Origin of the sequence: Paenibacillus sonchi (assembly GCF_016772475.1) — a bacterium.
Lineage (GTDB): Bacteria > Bacillota > Bacilli > Paenibacillales > Paenibacillaceae > Paenibacillus_AQ > Paenibacillus_AQ sonchi.
In genome coordinates, this window is the sequence record NZ_CP068595.1 from 5,143,768 (window position 1) to 5,160,068 (window position 16,301).

At 49.3% G+C, this 16,301-nt stretch carries 13 protein-coding genes and 1 pseudogene; 12 read left to right on the plus strand and 2 right to left on the minus strand.

Annotated features, from left to right (window positions below):
- Window positions 1-8: 8 nt before the first annotated feature.
- The 10 genes and pseudogenes from JI735_RS22935 to JI735_RS22980 all read left to right on the plus strand — a co-directional run bounded on the left by JI735_RS22935 (window position 9) and on the right by JI735_RS22980 (window position 9,862).
- Window positions 9-1,732 (plus strand): annotated as a pseudogene (locus tag JI735_RS22935) (cache domain-containing sensor histidine kinase).
- Between the two features lie 14 nt (window positions 1,733-1,746).
- Window positions 1,747-3,114 (plus strand): ABC transporter substrate-binding protein, encoded by a 1,368-nt coding sequence (locus JI735_RS22940; protein WP_083886950.1) that lies wholly within the window; start codon window positions 1,747-1,749, stop codon window positions 3,112-3,114.
- A gap of 18 nt (window positions 3,115-3,132) precedes the next feature.
- Window positions 3,133-4,731, plus strand: coding sequence for a response regulator (locus tag JI735_RS22945; protein ID WP_039839234.1), 1,599 nt, complete (start codon window positions 3,133-3,135; stop codon window positions 4,729-4,731).
- A gap of 22 nt (window positions 4,732-4,753) precedes the next feature.
- Window positions 4,754-4,948 (plus strand): hypothetical protein, encoded by a 195-nt coding sequence (locus tag JI735_RS22950; RefSeq protein WP_202676477.1) that lies wholly within the window; start codon window positions 4,754-4,756, stop codon window positions 4,946-4,948.
- A gap of 92 nt (window positions 4,949-5,040) precedes the next feature.
- Window positions 5,041-5,610, plus strand: coding sequence for a C39 family peptidase (locus JI735_RS22955; RefSeq protein ID WP_051052291.1), 570 nt, complete (start codon window positions 5,041-5,043; stop codon window positions 5,608-5,610).
- Window positions 5,611-5,625: 15 nt separating this feature from the next.
- The gene (locus tag JI735_RS22960; RefSeq protein ID WP_039839229.1) at window positions 5,626-5,895 is read left to right on the plus strand and encodes a hypothetical protein; all 270 of its coding nucleotides are present in this window, start codon (window positions 5,626-5,628) and stop codon (window positions 5,893-5,895) included.
- A 41-nt stretch (window positions 5,896-5,936) separates the two neighbouring features.
- Window positions 5,937-6,392: a hypothetical protein gene (locus JI735_RS22965; protein WP_039839227.1), complete on the plus strand. Its 456-nt coding sequence runs from the start codon at window positions 5,937-5,939 to the stop codon at window positions 6,390-6,392.
- Between the two features lie 521 nt (window positions 6,393-6,913).
- The gene (gene desA, locus JI735_RS22970; RefSeq protein WP_039839225.1) at window positions 6,914-7,978 is read left to right on the plus strand and encodes a Delta(5) desaturase DesA; all 1,065 of its coding nucleotides are present in this window, start codon (window positions 6,914-6,916) and stop codon (window positions 7,976-7,978) included.
- A gap of 136 nt (window positions 7,979-8,114) precedes the next feature.
- The gene (locus JI735_RS22975; protein WP_039839223.1) at window positions 8,115-9,263 is read left to right on the plus strand and encodes a sensor histidine kinase; all 1,149 of its coding nucleotides are present in this window, start codon (window positions 8,115-8,117) and stop codon (window positions 9,261-9,263) included.
- Window positions 9,260-9,862 carry a response regulator transcription factor gene (locus JI735_RS22980; RefSeq protein ID WP_020433992.1) on the plus strand — a complete coding sequence of 201 codons (603 nt, stop codon included), beginning with the start codon at window positions 9,260-9,262 and terminating at the stop codon, window positions 9,860-9,862. Before JI735_RS22975 ends, JI735_RS22980 begins: the two co-directional genes overlap by 4 nt.
- 24 nt (window positions 9,863-9,886) lie before the next feature.
- On the opposite strand, the gene JI735_RS22985 is transcribed toward JI735_RS22980, so the two are convergent.
- Both JI735_RS22985 and JI735_RS22990 read right to left on the minus strand, forming a co-directional pair.
- Complete coding sequence (locus JI735_RS22985; protein WP_039839221.1) at window positions 9,887-11,374, minus strand: oligosaccharide flippase family protein; 1,488 nt, start codon at window positions 11,372-11,374, stop codon at window positions 9,887-9,889.
- Between the two features lie 80 nt (window positions 11,375-11,454).
- Window positions 11,455-12,384: an amidase domain-containing protein gene (locus tag JI735_RS22990; protein WP_233476019.1), complete on the minus strand. Its 930-nt coding sequence runs from the start codon at window positions 12,382-12,384 to the stop codon at window positions 11,455-11,457.
- Between the two features lie 542 nt (window positions 12,385-12,926).
- Between JI735_RS22990 and JI735_RS22995 the strand changes: the two genes are divergently transcribed.
- Together JI735_RS22995 and JI735_RS23000 are read left to right on the plus strand one after the other, a co-directional pair.
- Window positions 12,927-14,366, plus strand: coding sequence for an SWIM zinc finger family protein (locus JI735_RS22995; protein ID WP_039839217.1), 1,440 nt, complete (start codon window positions 12,927-12,929; stop codon window positions 14,364-14,366).
- A gap of 48 nt (window positions 14,367-14,414) precedes the next feature.
- Entirely contained in the window at window positions 14,415-16,268 is a 1,854-nt protein-coding gene (locus JI735_RS23000; RefSeq protein ID WP_039839215.1) for a HEAT repeat domain-containing protein, read from the plus strand.
- Window positions 16,269-16,301: the final 33 nt, after the last annotated feature.

Consider the following 16,301-nt stretch of genomic DNA (forward strand, 5'->3'; position numbering starts at 1 on the left):
GTAGGATTATGAAGCTCCGCCGCAAAATATTGTTCGCTATTATTCTTCTCGTGTTCATCCCCGTCATTGTGATGGGCAGTGTTACTTATATTAACTTCTCCAACGCCATGGAGAAGAAGTCCAGCAACTTCTATTGGATTTCGCTTCTGGAAACGGACCGCAAGCTGAAGTTCGCGCTCAGTGAAATTTCATCGATTACGAATTCGGCCATCACACAGCCGGCGATTCAGCAGTCGCTGAAGCAGCCGGATTTTGTGCTGACCTATGACCGCAAGCAGGAGATCAACAACCTGCTGATCAACCATCCGATGATCACCTCGTTCAGCCTGTACGGCAAGGACCGTCTGCTGTACCAGTACAATGCGCCCATGTCTTTTGCGGATATGCGGAAGCAGACCTGGTATGGGGCGATGGAGGGGGCTGAAGGACGCCCTGTCTGGTCCGGTCCCGGAGAGAACGGCTCGGAATCCTCAGGCGAGCCGGTGCTGGTGCAGGCCAGAATCATTAAGGATTATTACTCGCTGGAGGATATCGGCTATCTGGTGGTGTATGTGAAGCCGGATTTGCTGGATCAGATATTCTGGGAAGCCGCAACGCTGAAAAAAGGGGATATTCTGCTGGTTAACAAGCAGGGGAATATCGTCTTTAACAAATCCGGTGAGTACATCGGACAGCGGACGGATTTTCCCTTTTTACAGGAGAACTACACCCGGGAGCAGGACTATTACATTGACAATTATCAGGGGAGAAATCACTGATTACTTTCCTGCCTTCACATAATGCAGACTGGTATTTGGCAGCGATTACACCGATGAATCTGATTTCTTCAGAGTCTGTGTCGATCCGCAATATTGCGCTTATACTGGGTGCGGTTTCGCTCATCTCCGCCTTTTTGTTCGACCATTATTTTATTCGCAGGCTGGTGCGCAGCATCAATAGTGCGGTGAACGGAATGAAGCGGGTCAAACAGGGCATCTTCACACCCATTAACGTACCGGCCCGTGCCGATGATGAAAGCGATTCGCTGATTGACGGCTTTAACCGGATGAGCTCGCAGATCAGCGAACTGATCGAACAGGTCCAGACCGAGCAGGGCCGTAAAAAGGAAGCGGAAATGCAGGCGCTGATGGCGCAGATTAATCCCCATTTTATCTATAATTCACTGGAATCGATTAACTCCATGGCTGTGCTGGCCGGCAACCGCGATATCAGTAAAATGGTCGTCTCGCTCGGCAGGCTGCTGCGGATCAGCATCAGCCAGAATCAGGAGCTGATTCCGCTGCAGATGGAATTTGAGCATGTCCGCCATTATCTGGATATCCAGAAATTCCGTTTTGAAGACAAGTTCTCTTATGCCCTGGAGCTTCCGGCTTCGCTAAAAAATCTGATGACACAGAAGCTTATTGTTCAGCCGATTGTTGAGAACGCTTTGTACCATGCCATTGAACAGATGGAGGAGCATGGGGTGATTACAATCTCTGCGGAGGAGACGGGAAAGGATCTGATCATCATCGTGAAGGACAACGGACCGGGCTTTGAGCTTGCCACCTTGATGAGTCTATGGAATAAGGAACGGACCAATCCGAAAAAATACAGCGACAGCGGGGTTGGACTCAAAAATGTGCATGAGCGGCTGAATATCCGGTTCGGCAATCCTTACGGGATTGTGGTCTGCTCCTCCCCCGGCTTCGGGTCAACGATTTGCATCCGTATTCCGAGAATTCTGCCATGAAGGGAGCGGACGGGATGACCAAAAAGCAGATGGTGCAAAGATGGCTGACCAAATGGGGCTGGATTCTGTTGTACATTGTTCTCATGTCCGGAGCGGTCCTGTACATTATGCAAGGCGGCAGAGAACCGATAGAGGATAATTCACAGGAAAAAATTACACTGACCTTCCGGCACTTCTGGATCAAGGAGCATGACCGGCCGCTGCTCGCCATTTTTGAGGAGGTTGTGAAGGAGTATCAGGGGGCGCACCCTAATGTAAAAGTGAATTTTGAGGGGCTGGACCAGACGATACACCGTGAGCAGAAGCTGAAAAGCGAGATGGTTACCGGCACGCCCCCGGATATGTTCGTGCTGTTCGGAGGCGCAGAGATTGAACCTTATGTGCGCTCCAACCGCCTGATGGATTTGACGGATTTTGCACAGGAGAACGGCCTGAAGGACCAGTTCAAGGATTTGCACCTGTGGACGTTCAACAATCATATCTACGGATTGCCGATTGAAGGCAATGCGGAGCCGCTCTATTATAACCGGACGGTCTTCAATAAGCTGGGTATTAAAGTGCCCGGGACGCTGGCAGAACTGGACTCGGCGATCGTTCAACTGAAGCTGCAGGGGTACATTCCGTTTGCGCTCGGCAATGAAGACCGCTGGCCCGCAGGGATATTCGCCCATTATTTAATGGACCGGTACGCCGGTCCGGACCTGATTCAGAAGCTGGTTACGGGCAAGGATGGAGCCAGCTTCGGGAACAGCTATTATAAACAGGCCTTCCGGCATTTCGGTCAATGGGTCCATGAGAATGCGTTCAGCCCGGACTCCAATAATACCTCAACGGAAAATGCAGTCCGCCAGTTCACAAGCGGCAAAGCCGCTATGTATTTGAACGGCAACTGGGATATTAATCTGTTCTCCGGGGAGAACGCGCCGGCGGATTTTCAGAACGAGGTGGGAGTCATCCCGTTCCCCGCACTGGACGGTGGTGAGAAAGCCTCCATTGCCGGCGGATATACGATAGGGATCGGACTGTCCTCCAGTCTGACAGGTGCGAAGCGGGAGGCAGCGCTGGAGCTGATGAAGGCGCTCTATACCCAGGAGACTCAGAAGCGGATTGTGTATGAAGGGCTGAGAATTCCGTCCATGCGCATTACCTTTGACCCGAATAAAACAGGGCCGGTTTTTGCCCAAGTGATGGAGCTGATGGAGAACAATCAGCAGAGCTTCGTGCCTTATGACAATCTTCTGTCGCCCGAGGTTAAAAAAACGTTCCTGAGTGTCATTGAAGAAATGATTGACGGCGGCTTGCAGGGGGATGCGGCGCTGAAGGAGCTGCAGGCTGCATCGAGACAATATTGGAAATTGATTCTGAGCTCGGCCATTCAATAAGCCTGGGGGGGTCTTAAAATGGGTGCAACACAGGAGAAATACAAAGTGCTGCTGGTGGATGATGAGCCGATCATTCTGCGGAGCTTGAAGGTCGCCATCCCTTGGGAAGAGCTGGGCCTTGCCATTGCGGGGGAAGCGCGGAATGGAGAAGCGGCGCTGCAGTTGATCGAAGAGACGGCCCCGCAGATTATCATCAGCGATATCCGTATGCCGGTCATCGACGGCATCGCGCTGATGAAGGAGGTGCTGCCGCGCAGCAGCAAGCTGATCTTTATTTTCATCAGCGGCTACGGAGAGTTTGAGTATGCCCGGGAAGCGCTGCGCCAGGGGGCCTTTGACTATTTGCTGAAGCCGATCGATCATGACGAATTGACAGAAATGCTGACCCGGGCCATAGCCAGGCTCAAGCGCCAGAAGGAGAATGAGCAGCTGATGCTCTCGGTGCAGACCTTGTCCATGCTGGCCCGCGAGCGGATGTATGCCGAGTTCACACTCGGCAATCCGCGTCCGCTTCAGCATCTGAAGTGGCTGGAGAACAGCGAGCTGGAGGGCGAGTATTTCATGGCCGTGGTCCGGCTGGATAATTACGCTTCCTTGACGGCGCAGTGGAGCGTGGAGGAGAAGCGGCTCTGGCTGTTCGCAGTAAGGAACATTCTGGAGGAATGGTCGCTGGAGAACGGAGTGCTGTCCGTGTTCCCGTTCTATAACGGGGAGTGGATTCTGCTCTTCCCCGGTAGTCTTGGCAGTGTCAGCAAAGAACTGGGCGAGCAGCTGATTTCCGGGATCAGGAAATATTCCAAGCTGGAATGCTCGGTAGGCATCAGCCGCATCACCCGGGGCATTGACCAGTTAAGCACGGTATACCCGCTCGCTTGCAAAGCGCTGTACCAGCGGTTTTATTCAGGTCAGGCGGGAGTGTTCATCAATGAGGAGACGGCGGCGAGCGGCAGCCGGGAAGTAAAATATCCGAAGGAGCTGGAGCTTGCCCTCATCGAGAGTATCCGGACGGTGAATCTGGAACGGATGCTGTCCTTATTTGATGAAATGTCAGCTTTCATTGAAGCCCAGGGGCTTCCGCAGGAGCTGGCCGAGAGGCTCATCATGGAGATGATTGTCGTCCTGTACAGACAATTTGAGCACCTCAATATGCATACAGACTGGTCGCTGGAGGGGCTGCTGAGCAGGCTGCACGGTCTGGGCACACTTTCTGCGATGATCGCGGCACTGAAAATGGAATTCAGCAAGTGGATGCTGGGAAGCAATAAGTCAGCCACCCGCGAGGATGGCCGGAGCGTGGTCGAAAAATCGATGCGGTATATAGAAGCCAACTACCACAAGGATCTCAGCATAGAAGAGGTGGCGGAGGTAGCGGATCTGAGCATCAGCCATTTCTGTACGCTGTTCAAGCAAATCTCCGGCTATACCTTCCTGGAGTTCGTTACACACTGCCGGATGGAGAAAGCCAAATATATTTTGCAGAACAGCAATGTTAAGGTTTATCAGGTTGCGCCGTTAGTCGGCTACCAGGACCCGCGTTATTTTACACAGGTGTTCAAAAAAGCCACCGGCAAAACACCGACGGAATACCGTGAGGAAAATTCCCGGCAGGTTAATTGAATTGGTTCGTATCTCTGTAGACATGAATGCAGAACAAACCGCAGGAACCGGTCATCGCGACCTTACCTGCGGTTTTTGGTATTTTATCTGCGTACCTGGTTTTCCTGCAGGTCACGGTTTTGAGCCTACTTTGGAGAAAAGCGTAATTTTAGAAAATACCAATAAAAAGAAAAAACTAATATATTTTAAAAAGAATACTTTATACCTATTTACCTAAAAAAAGGAATTGACATACCATTGACTCGTAGGATTTTGGATCAGTCGGCCGACTGTCAAATTAACCTATGAATAATTCTAGGAGGTTAAAGTATGAGTATAATGAGAAAAATAAAGAAGAGCTCTTTTACTTTTATTCTAGCTATTACTGCCGCTTTAATGGTTAGCAGTTCTGTTTCGGCTTATGTATCATACATTACTTTATCGGTTCCAGTTGTTAAACAAGAACAGACAAATTGGTGCTGGGTTGCGTCCTCCGTTGGGGTTATCGATTTTTTAGGAACTCCGCCCACTCAGAGTGACTTTGTTAATTATGTAAAAGGTGGTGTGGTTAACCAAGCGGGTACAGTAGCTGATGTGAAACAGGGTTTACAGCACTGGAATGTTAGTTCTACGACGGGAAGCTCCTTGAGTTTTCAAACTGTTGCGAATCAAACTAGTAATAATCAACCCATAATTTCAGGCATCATTTGGAAATCTGGCGGTGGTCATATGTATACAATTCGAGGTTATTATGAAGATACGAACAGTAGCAAACAAGACCTCTATTATATTGATCCTTGGCCAGGAAATTCAAATTATAATATTATGAGCTATTCGAATTTCTTGAACAATTCTTCATTTTTTTGGAATGAGTCTGTTTATAATATTTATGTATCTTAATTAGGGGGCTAAATAATGAGAAAAAAAACACTTGGGTTATTTGTTGTCCTAATGATGATGTGTATATCAATTTTTGGTAGTGCTTACGCCGAGGCTTCAGAGATCCCTCCTGAGATTAAAAAGAGTGTTGAAGATGATTTTAAATCGTATATTCCATCCATAGAACAGCAGAAGACACAGTTTGGTTTAGAAGAATCTGATGATGCAAACTTAGCTACATTAGGTGATGGATATCCTTATTATGTTTTTCATTCAAACGATATATTAAAGCCGCGAACTCGATAGAGAGCTCTTTAAAATTTTCAGGATATATATTTCCGATTACGGTGAATTCTAAGCCAGCGGGGATAGTCTTCGCTGAAGCAGATTCAGCGGGTGTATGGAAAGTATTAAGAATTTCAAGTGACCTTGATTTTGAGAAGCTTTTTAAATCTACCATCCAACAGCGTCAGCTTAGAGATGCAAAATTAATTTACGATATCTCCACCCATGTAGCAGGAATTGTAAGTGAGCAGGATCCTCAGTTTACTCCGTTAAGGGAAAATTCAGCTCTTACATTGAAACAAGGAGAAAATACGAGTTTTACTGACCTTAAGGAAAAAGTAATTAATTCTCGCGATGAAAAATCGTCCAATTCTGACCAAGCTAACTACTCAGGACAACCGATAGCAAGCGAGAAAATTAAAAGTACAAATACTTTCTTTAATATTCCTGTTATTTTTACTTTAATTGTATGTGTTGGACTGATAATGCTGATCACACTAAGATCACGTAAAAATTAAAAAATATTAATAGGCAAAAAACAGGTGATGTCCCAAACTAACATGGCCTGACAGCCACTACCATGAATGAAAATGTCTTGGCTTGTGAATCCGAAGCTTCTACAATGGAGGCAGAGACCACAGGCCGAGGCTTTTTTGGTAGGACACTTAGGTCTCAAACAAGCCGATTTAATCCTACATGCTCCGTCAATTCGAGAACATCATTCTACCTCTTGTTTGAAGGAGAAATGATTTAAATTCTATTTACAGCTCAGTAATAGTGGGAATTATCCACACATCGTCTATCACCTTGTTGCTGCTTCTAGATCAAATCAAGTGTCATCCCGATACTTAGATCATTTTCCTAAAAACAAAGACTTTACCTGTGTGGGTTGTTCATCCTATGGACCCATCGTAAGGTATGATATATGTCATACTGCATCGTTGATGTTTATGCCTTACTGGGATGACATTTCCTTCTCTATACTAAAGACAGATGAATGTATCCGTTACGGGACACATCAGAGGAGGAAATGAAGAAGATGACTACCCGCCAGACATCCCAGCTCTCCAGCCTGAAAAAAAGCATGGCTCCCTTTGAAAAAACAAACCAGGGTGCAAGCATTAGACAATTAATCAATACACTTGTTCCGCTTGTGGTTCTATGGATGGCTGCTTATTTCAGCCTGCAGGTATCCTACGGACTTACGCTTCTGTTCGCGGTCCCCGCTGCGGGGTTTGTGATCCGTACCTTTATAATTTTCCATGACTGCTGCCATGGCTCGTTCTTCAACAACCGCAAAGCCAATGATATCATCGGCACCCTCACGGGTGTCTTGACGCTTGTCCCATACCGCCAGTGGAAGCACAGCCATTCCATCCATCATGCCGGGAGCAGCAACCTCGACAAGCGGGGGATCGGGGATATCTGGATTATGACTGTAGAGGAATATATAGCCGCAAAGCCGTTGAAACGGCTGTACTACCGCATCTACCGCAACCCGCTGATTATGTTCGGAGTCGGCCCGATCGCCGTCTTCCTGATTCAATACCGCTTCAATGCCAGAGGCGCAAGACGCAAGGAACGGATGAATACGTACTTGACGAATGTATCCATTGCGCTACTTTACAGTACGCTGATCTGGGCGATGGGCTGGCAGGCTTTTCTGCTGGTGCAGCTGCCGGTCGTATTTGTATCAGGCTGCCTCGGCATCTGGCTGTTCTATGTGCAGCATCAGTTCGAGGATTCTTACTTCGAGCATGAAGAGGAATGGAGTTATGTATCAGCGGCAGTAGAAGGAAGCTCATATTACAAGCTGCCCAAGCTGCTGCAATGGATTACGGGCAATATCGGCTTCCACCATGTCCATCATTTGAGCCCGAAGGTGCCGAACTATAATCTGGAGCTGGCACATAATGCCTCTGAACCGCTGAAGCATGCCACGACCATTACCATCGGAACCAGTCTGAAGGCGCTGCATTTCCGCTTATGGGATGAAGAGAACAAGGGGTTCGTCGGCTTCAAGGAAATCAAGGCCAGAATGAAGCAGCCGAAGCCGGCAGCGGATGGTCTGAAGATGATCAAACCCGGGTTCCAAAGCGAGTAATATAGGGTTGGAGAAAGAAGCAGCCGGAGAACGCCAATGCCGACGCTGCTCTTTTTCTTTTTGCGGGATATTGCGGGAACTTGAAGGGTTTATGCTAAAATGAGGGTACAATCTTGCTGGCAAAAGGATGGCTGACATGCAGAAGTGGCATCATATTTTTCATAAAAGTACGGGTCTCAGCCCTTATGTATGGGTTGTTTTTTACATTTTGCCGTTTTATTTCATCTTCCGTTCCGCCTCAGTGGACCAAAACCAGTGGGTATATGGAATTGTGATGGTTGCTGTATTTTTTGCCTGTTACGTCCTCTCGTTCAAATCCAGAGGCTGGGTGGTTTATTTCTGGACCACTGTACAGATCCTTGTCTCGATCACAATGACGCTGCTGTTCGGGTATATGTATTTTGCGTTATTTATTGCTTTTTTTATCGGGAATATTCAGAAAAGAGCCGGTTTTTTCACGCTGTATTCGATTCATCTGTTGACGACCATTGCTGCGATCAATTATGAGATGATTACAGGTAACCGGGTTTTCATTTCGCAGCTTCCGTTCGTGCTGGTGAGCATGATCGCTGTAGTGCTGCTGCCTGCGACCACCTACAACCGCAACAATCAGGACAAGCTGCAGGGGCAGCTGGAGGATGCCAACAAACGGATCTCCGAGCTGGTTATTATGGAGGAACGGCAGCGGATTGCCCGGGATCTGCATGATACGCTGGGACAGAAGCTGTCGCTCATCGGCCTCAAAAGCGATCTGGCCGGCAAATTGATCCACAAAAATCCGGCGCAGGCTGCGGTTGAAATTAACGATGTCCGGCAGACCGCGAGAAGTGCGCTCAAGGAAGTCAGGGAGATGGTTACGCAAATGCGCGGAATCCGCCTGGAGGATGAGCTGATCCGGATCCGGCAATTGCTGGAGGCGGCAGAGATTGAGTTCCAGCTGGAGGGCAACCCGAAGCTTGTTAATACCTCGTTAATCACAGAAAACGTGCTGAGCATGTGCCTGAAGGAGGCCGTTACCAATGTAGTGAAGCACAGCGGTGCGACACTCTGCCAGGTGCTGATTGAACCCTCGCGGACGGATCTGCTGATCAAGGTCAAAGATAATGGTACCGGGATTGAGGGAAGCAATCTGTATGACAAGGGGCACGGGCTGCAGGGGATGCGGGAACGGCTTGAATTTGTGAACGGCAGTATGGATGTGCTGCAGGACAAAGGTACAACGCTCATCATTAGAGTGCCAAATGTTTTTAAGCAGCCGGAACTGAAGGAGGTAAAGGGGCTATGATCAAAATTGTAATCGCTGAGGATCAGCGCATGCTGCTGGGGGCTCTCGCCTCCCTGCTCGACCTGGAGGATGATATGAAGGTTGTAGGCCGGGCGGCGAACGGGGAGGAGGCCGTCAAGCTGGTGCAGCAGCATCAGCCGGATATTTGCATCATGGATATTGAAATGCCGGCCATGAGCGGCCTCGAAGCCGCTGAAGCCCTGAAGGATTCAGGCTGTAAAATCATGATTCTGACCACCTTTGCCCGTGCGGGGTATTTTGAACGCGCCGTTAAGGCCGGAGTGGATGCCTATCTCCTGAAAGACAGTCCGAGCGAGGAGCTTGCCCTCTCGATCCGCAGCGTGATGTCCGGCAAACGGCTTTATGCTCCCGAGCTGATGGATGAGGCTTACAGCGGTGAAGCCAATCCTTTGACCCAGCGGGAGAAGGAAGTGCTGGGGCTGATCGCCGACGGCAAAAATACGAAGGAGATCGCCAGCCAGCTGTATATCACAACCGGAACCGTGCGCAACTATATTTCGGTCATTCTTGACAAGCTGGATGTCGGCAACCGGATAGAGGCCATTACCCGCTTTAAGGAGAAGGGCTGGTTTAAGTGACCAGCGGATATCAGCCCCTGTGATTTATTTTCTTTTCCGCATGCAGCGAAGATACATATAAAATCCTGCAACAAGAAAATACAAGAGGGCTGCAAACAGAAATCTCCCAAAGCCCGCTGGCGTTCCAGGAAAAGATTGCGATAACTGCCTGACTCCGAACAACGCGACAGATAGAACAATGAGATCACATAGCAGGCCAAATAAGATGGTGCTTAGCTGATCTATCTTGAAACGTAAAGCCTGCAAGTTCCATAAAGAAGCAACGGCTTCCAGTAAAAGTATAGCAATTGCGGCACCTTTATAGCCGAAACCGGGAATTCCCACCAGAAAATATTGGGCAGAAGTGGCGCAGATGATTCCTGTAAGGAGTCCATAAAATGGACTTTTCCTGATATCCTGCGACCACAAAATACTGGTGGAGATTTCGCGGAAGCCTACCAACAGGGGGATGGCTGCTAAATATTTGATTGCCGGTCCGGCTGTTTCCGTATTGAAAATAAATAACGATAATTCCGGGGCATTACCCTTTAGAAATAACGCTGTTGCAATTCCCCATAACCAGCATACTTTGAAGGCTGTAGCGGAAAGACTATTAAATCTCTGCGTATTTCCCTGCTGCCACTCCGCCGCAATTTGCACGGACAGGGTGTGGCACAAGGCTCCGGTCAGAAGGGTGGGCGCATAGGCCACAATGACGGCCATTCCGTAAATCACTCCATACATGGAGGTCGCTTCAGAAGTACTGTAGCCCGCTGCAAGCAGCCGGTTGGGGATAAGCACAGCGTCTATAAATTCGGAGGCGGGAATGATCAGCCGAGTTGCAGAGATCATAAGTGAAGATTGAATGAACCAAAAGATGGGAAGAGACTGGACTGAATAACTGGTGCTGTAAGGGAGGCTTGTTTTATTTACAGAAATATAGACAGTGAGCAAGGAAAAGGCGGATAATGCGCCTATAAAAGTGCCATAAAGCCCTGAACCTATAGCGCGGTTGATCCCAAGGGGCAGGACATGCCAGACGATCAGGAGCATGAAAAAAATTCTGGAAGCCTGCTCGATGATCTCAGACAGCGCGATAACCCCAATTTGTTTGTGACCCTGCAAATATCCCCTTACCAATCCCAATAGCGGCACGGCAAACAGTGAAGGAGCGAGACTCCGGATTGAATATTCCAGGCCGGGATTGCCAAGAAACCTGGAGATAGCCAGAGCATGCCAAAAAACCGCCAGACTGACAATTCCTCCGAATAAAATAACACCAAGCGATATTATTTTTAGCAGACTCCAGCTTTGGGCAGGTTTTTTAGCGCTTGCCATAGCCAAGGTTGTCGGCAATCCCCCTGTGAACATTAGCACAAATCCGTAAAAGGAATAGGCGATTTGATAGAGACCAATTCCTTCTGCACCCACAATTCTTGTCAAGATCACACGGCCGGTCAATCCGATGAGCTTCACGATAAACAAAGCAAAAGCTCTGATTGCAGATTGTCTTAACAGGCGGGAACCATTCATATGTCCTCCAGCATAACACCAATATCATATGGATTATTTTATGACAATGATTTTCTGTTATGCTGACAAGCCTGATTTATTCAGCCTTTAATGTGAAAAAGCTGGTATTTGGTATCTTCGTCCCAGCCCAGATCAAAAGGGACACGATAACGGTCGGCGGTGTGGGAATTGACGAGCGGATAACCGGAATCATCAAATCCGACAATCACGGAGAAATGGTCAGTATCATCGTGCCGCAGGATATAACCTACTAAATCCCCGGGCTGAAGCTCTGAAACGGCCCCTCCGGGATATTTATTCGAAGGGCACATAATCTGCTGATAATTGCCCTTGGCAATCAATTTTCCGTATCCTGACCTTAAGAGAAATCTGCTGAGGGAATCGGTATGTACCCAGGTCTGAGTGCCGCCGGATTTATAGAAATACCGCCAGCCGCCTTTCATTTGCAAACCTCCGCCCTCTTCAGGGTCCCCAATCACCTGTGAGGCAAAATTTGTGCAGTCCCCGCCTTTGCCGGTATAATCCAGGTATTTTTTATTATAGTGATGCTGATTTCCAGCCCCCCATGCTGCTCCGGCATATTTATTGGCATATGCGACGGCCCGGGTGCGATTGAAGTTCTTGTCCTCATCTTGATCGGATTTGGATTTGACTGAAGGAGCTGCTCCCTTTGGTTTTTCCGCGATTTTGCTGGGGTTCTCATCCAGCGGGTCCAAATACCATTCGCGGGCGATTTTCCAATTCCCGTTACTTTTCTTCAAGGTCATGAAATGCCTTGTGCCGACGCCGAAGAATTGCTCGGGGATAATTTTTTTGTTGTATACATAGGCGATTTTGAGGGATTGCACCAGAGACACTTTGGCGGTATCTCCGCTGATGGTCCGGCGGATGATCCGGATGCTGCTGTCGGCATGGATTAATTTGATATTCCGCTTGTCCGCCCATGTATTCATATATTCGGTTCTATTGCGTTCATGCCGGAAGGCATTTTTACTTAAGGCCTGTTCCATAAGATAACGTTTCTCCAAACGGCCAGTGTTGCCATTAATGAGTATTTTGGCTCTTTCAGCATAGATATTTTCAAGCTCTGATTTCAGCTCATGATCTGATCCGTTTGGATCTGCCGCAGCCCTCTCAGAGGAAAATTGAAAGGATACTAACAGAAAAATAACAGCAGATATGAGACAGCTTCTTTTCATAAGAGTCATAGTTCACCGTCCAGTTTCGTGAAAATAATAATCAAATGACATTATTGCAGCAGACAATTTTCTCATTTAGGGATTCCTCCTCGAACTTTTTGTTGCGGAAATTATTATTCTCCAGCAAGCTCCGGGTTACTTTGGTGATTTATTTCCAGTGGAAACTATCAGATGTTGTCAAGACAATTCCCTTTACAAGACTTTATTCCTGTTTTTCCCACCTGAGCATCCGCCGGATTGGAACCAGAGAGCATTTTTGCTAAGATAAATGCAAACATGTGATCTTATCCCCGGATTTGGGTAATGAGAGGCATGTGCGCTTTTCACCTAATATAGTCGGGAGGAAACCTAGTTTGCCTGAACTTACAACATCCTATGTAGATTCGCTCGCACCCAATGCGGCCGCCATCAAGAACGGCCAGGGCCTGGTGCGCAAGAAGAGCTTCATCCGGCTGCATACCTCTGAGAATGGAGAACTGCTCTTTGGACAATGCGCCGGGAGCGGGAAAACCCCTTACGAGTGCTCCGTAGATTTTATTTCACCGGATAACCCGGTGTTCCGCTGCACCTGTCCCAGCCGGCAATTTCCCTGCAAGCACGCATTAGGCCTGCTCTATGCCTACGTGGAAGGACAGGCTTTCACTCCTGCGCCTGTCCCCGAGGATATTTCCTCCAAACGCGAAAAAGCGGAAAAACGGGAAGAAAACAAAGCCAAGCAAGCTGCCGGAGGCGCAGAGAGCAAGCCCAAGAAGGTCAACAAATCTGCCCTGAAGAAAAAAATAAACGCACAGCTCGAAGGTCTGGACCTCCTGGAAAAGCTGGTGCTGTCTCTGATCCGCGGCGGCTTGTCCACCATCGACAGCAAAACGCTCAAAACCGTTCAAGAGCATGTAAAGCAGATGGGCAACTACTATTTATCGGGAGCGCAGACACAGCTTCGCCGCTTCGCCCTGCTTCTGGGCAAGGGAGAAAACCGGGAAGTGAGTTATACATATGCCATGGAGCAGTTGACAAGGCTTCATGCTTTTATCAAGAAAGCCCGGGTCTATTTGACCACAAGAGCCGGGGACCCTGAGCTTGCCCTCGATCATGAATCCACCATCGACGAATGGCTGGGGCATGCCTGGCAGCTGTCTGAGCTGAAAGAGTATGGTCTGGTCAAGGAATCTGTTGAACTTCTGCAGCTGGCATTCTACAGCTACGATGATCCGGCCCGTCAGGAGTTCGTGGATCTTGGCTATTGGCTGGAGACGGCAAGCGGTGCGATTCACCGGACTGTCAACTATCGTCCTTATAAGGCTGCAAAGCTGATGCGGGAGGAAGACAGCTTTTTTGATCTGGCGCGGATTCCGCTTCTGTACACCTACCCCGGCGATATGAATGTCCGGGTCCGGTATGAAGAAATGACATCAAGGGCTGTCGAAGCTAAAGACCTGGAGCGGGTTGCGGCAAGTGCAAACCGTTCATATGCAGAAGCGCTTAAGAAGGTCAAAAATCAGTTGAAAAATCCGCTCAGCGATAAAACGCCTGTCATGCTGCTGCATGCGGCCAGTCTGGGAGTGACGGGGAGCGGCCAGTATGTGCTCACTGATGATGCCGGAGTCCAGCTGGTGCTGGACGACATTCCTTCGCTGCCCCAGGGGACGCTTGAGCTGCTGCCGTTCCTGCCTGCTTCTGCAATGAAGGACTGCTGCGTGCTGGTGATGTTCGAGCATCTTCTGGATCAGGGGCGGCTGGTTGCCCAGCCTTTGACCATTATCCAAGACGGAGCCATTACCCGGCTTCTGTACTAGCATGCACATACGTATACGTTCTTATATATTCCTATAGGAGGACAGCCCATGAGTACAGCATTATTGCAAGAGCTACATCAAGAAGTCAGAAGACTATATATCGCCGGCAGTGAACTGGCTGCCGGAGATTTCCGCCTGAAACGGCTGCTTCCGCAGTTTCAGCAGCTCGGTGAGCGGGCGGCAGTCTTCAAACGGCTCGGAGAGGGCATCACCTCTCTGGTGGAACCGGGTGCAGGTGACGGAGCACCTGCCGCAGTGCGGCTGCAGGAGCTGACGCTGCTGTTGGAATCGGTGCTGTATACCCAAGGGGTCAGCACACCTGATGAAGCTCCCGGTGAGCTTCGCAGCCGAAACTTCACTCTCGACACCAAGCTCCCGTACAGGGAGCTGGCCGCAGTGCGGCAGGCCTTGACCACAACAGGCAGCGGCAGGTATGAGATTGTAATTGAAGCCTTTAAGGATGGCATGTTTCAGGATCTGCGCCTGCTTCCGCTGGCTATTGCAGCCTTGAATGATCCCTATTCAGAGATCGCCGAGTTTGCCATGAACAATATTCTTCCTGCATATGGTCCTGCCATCACCGGATACTTGATTGAAGGCCTTAATCTGACGGGCGGCAAGAGCGAAGTCCGCAAGCTGAAGGTCATCGCCAAGGCAGGCGGAACGGAAGTGCTCGAAAAGATCTTCAAGGCGGCTGAAGACGGCAGCGACGATATCCGGGCAGCGGCGATCGAATGCCTCGGAGGGCATGACGCATACCTCCCGAATCTGCTGGAGTGGAGCAAAGACAAGAAAAAAGTCATCCGTGAGGCGGCGTATAAAGCGCTGGCGACAGGCGGATCATCACAGGGCGAGGACCGGCTGTTTGAAGCTTTTGCAGGGAAGAAGGACCGGGAGCTGGCAGCGGATGCTCTGGTGCATTGTTCTTCCGCTCCGCTCGTGGAGAGGCTGTCCGCTCTATATATGCAGGAGCTGCGTGAATTACCGCAGAAGAACGAGGACAAGAAAAAGGCGGAACAGCTGTGGAACAATATCCGGCCGTTTACGAACGTGTTATCCGGGCTGCAGAATCCGCTGCTGGATGAGCTATACAGCTATGTGATCCAGGATCATGGGCGCTTTGCGTCCCTGGGCTTCACAGCTGTAATTAATGAAGCGGCTTGGTACAAACAGAGAGCGGGTACGGAAGCGGCCTTTGGGGAGCTGCAGCAGCTGGAACAACTCGACTCCCGCTATTTCCCCCATTATTTCCGGGCAGCACAGCAGCTGATGTCACCGGAGGAGCTGTACAAGCAATTTGGCGGCACGGTGATTAACAAGCTGAAGGCTGTCGTCACCAAGGATTCTGCCCGGCGGAACAAACTGCTTATGGATACGATCAAAGAGCAGGTTATGCAAGCGGAGGAAGTATGGTATGAAGCAGCCTGGGACCCGCAGAGAGAGCGGCAGTACCGTGAAACGGCAATGCTTGCTCCTGAGAAAATTGCGGCAGCCTGGGACCCGCGCTGGCTGGATTTGTTCATTCATAGGGATGTGCCGGAACTGGTATGCGCTTTTGCCCGTCCTGGTCATCAAGAAGCCCGCCGCTATCTGCTGAACAAGCTGAGTGAGCAGAAGGACTGGCAGCATAATCAGAGAAATTATGACTTTTTTCCGAATATATTCACGGGTCTTGCACGTTCGGGCATGCCGGACCTTGAACTGCATGAACTGCTGATATCCGTGCTGGAGAATGGAAAGAGCTATCTTCCCTACAGATTTGATTATATTCTGTTCCAGCAAATGCTGCGTTTTCCGGCAAGCTACAGCGGCCGGCTGGAAGCAGTTATTCCAAATCAAAGATATTACGAGAGCCGGGCCCAGCTGGAATATGTGGTCCATCAGCTTAAGAGTCAGGCATAAATATAAATGAAGAATGATTTGAGCAAAGGAGAG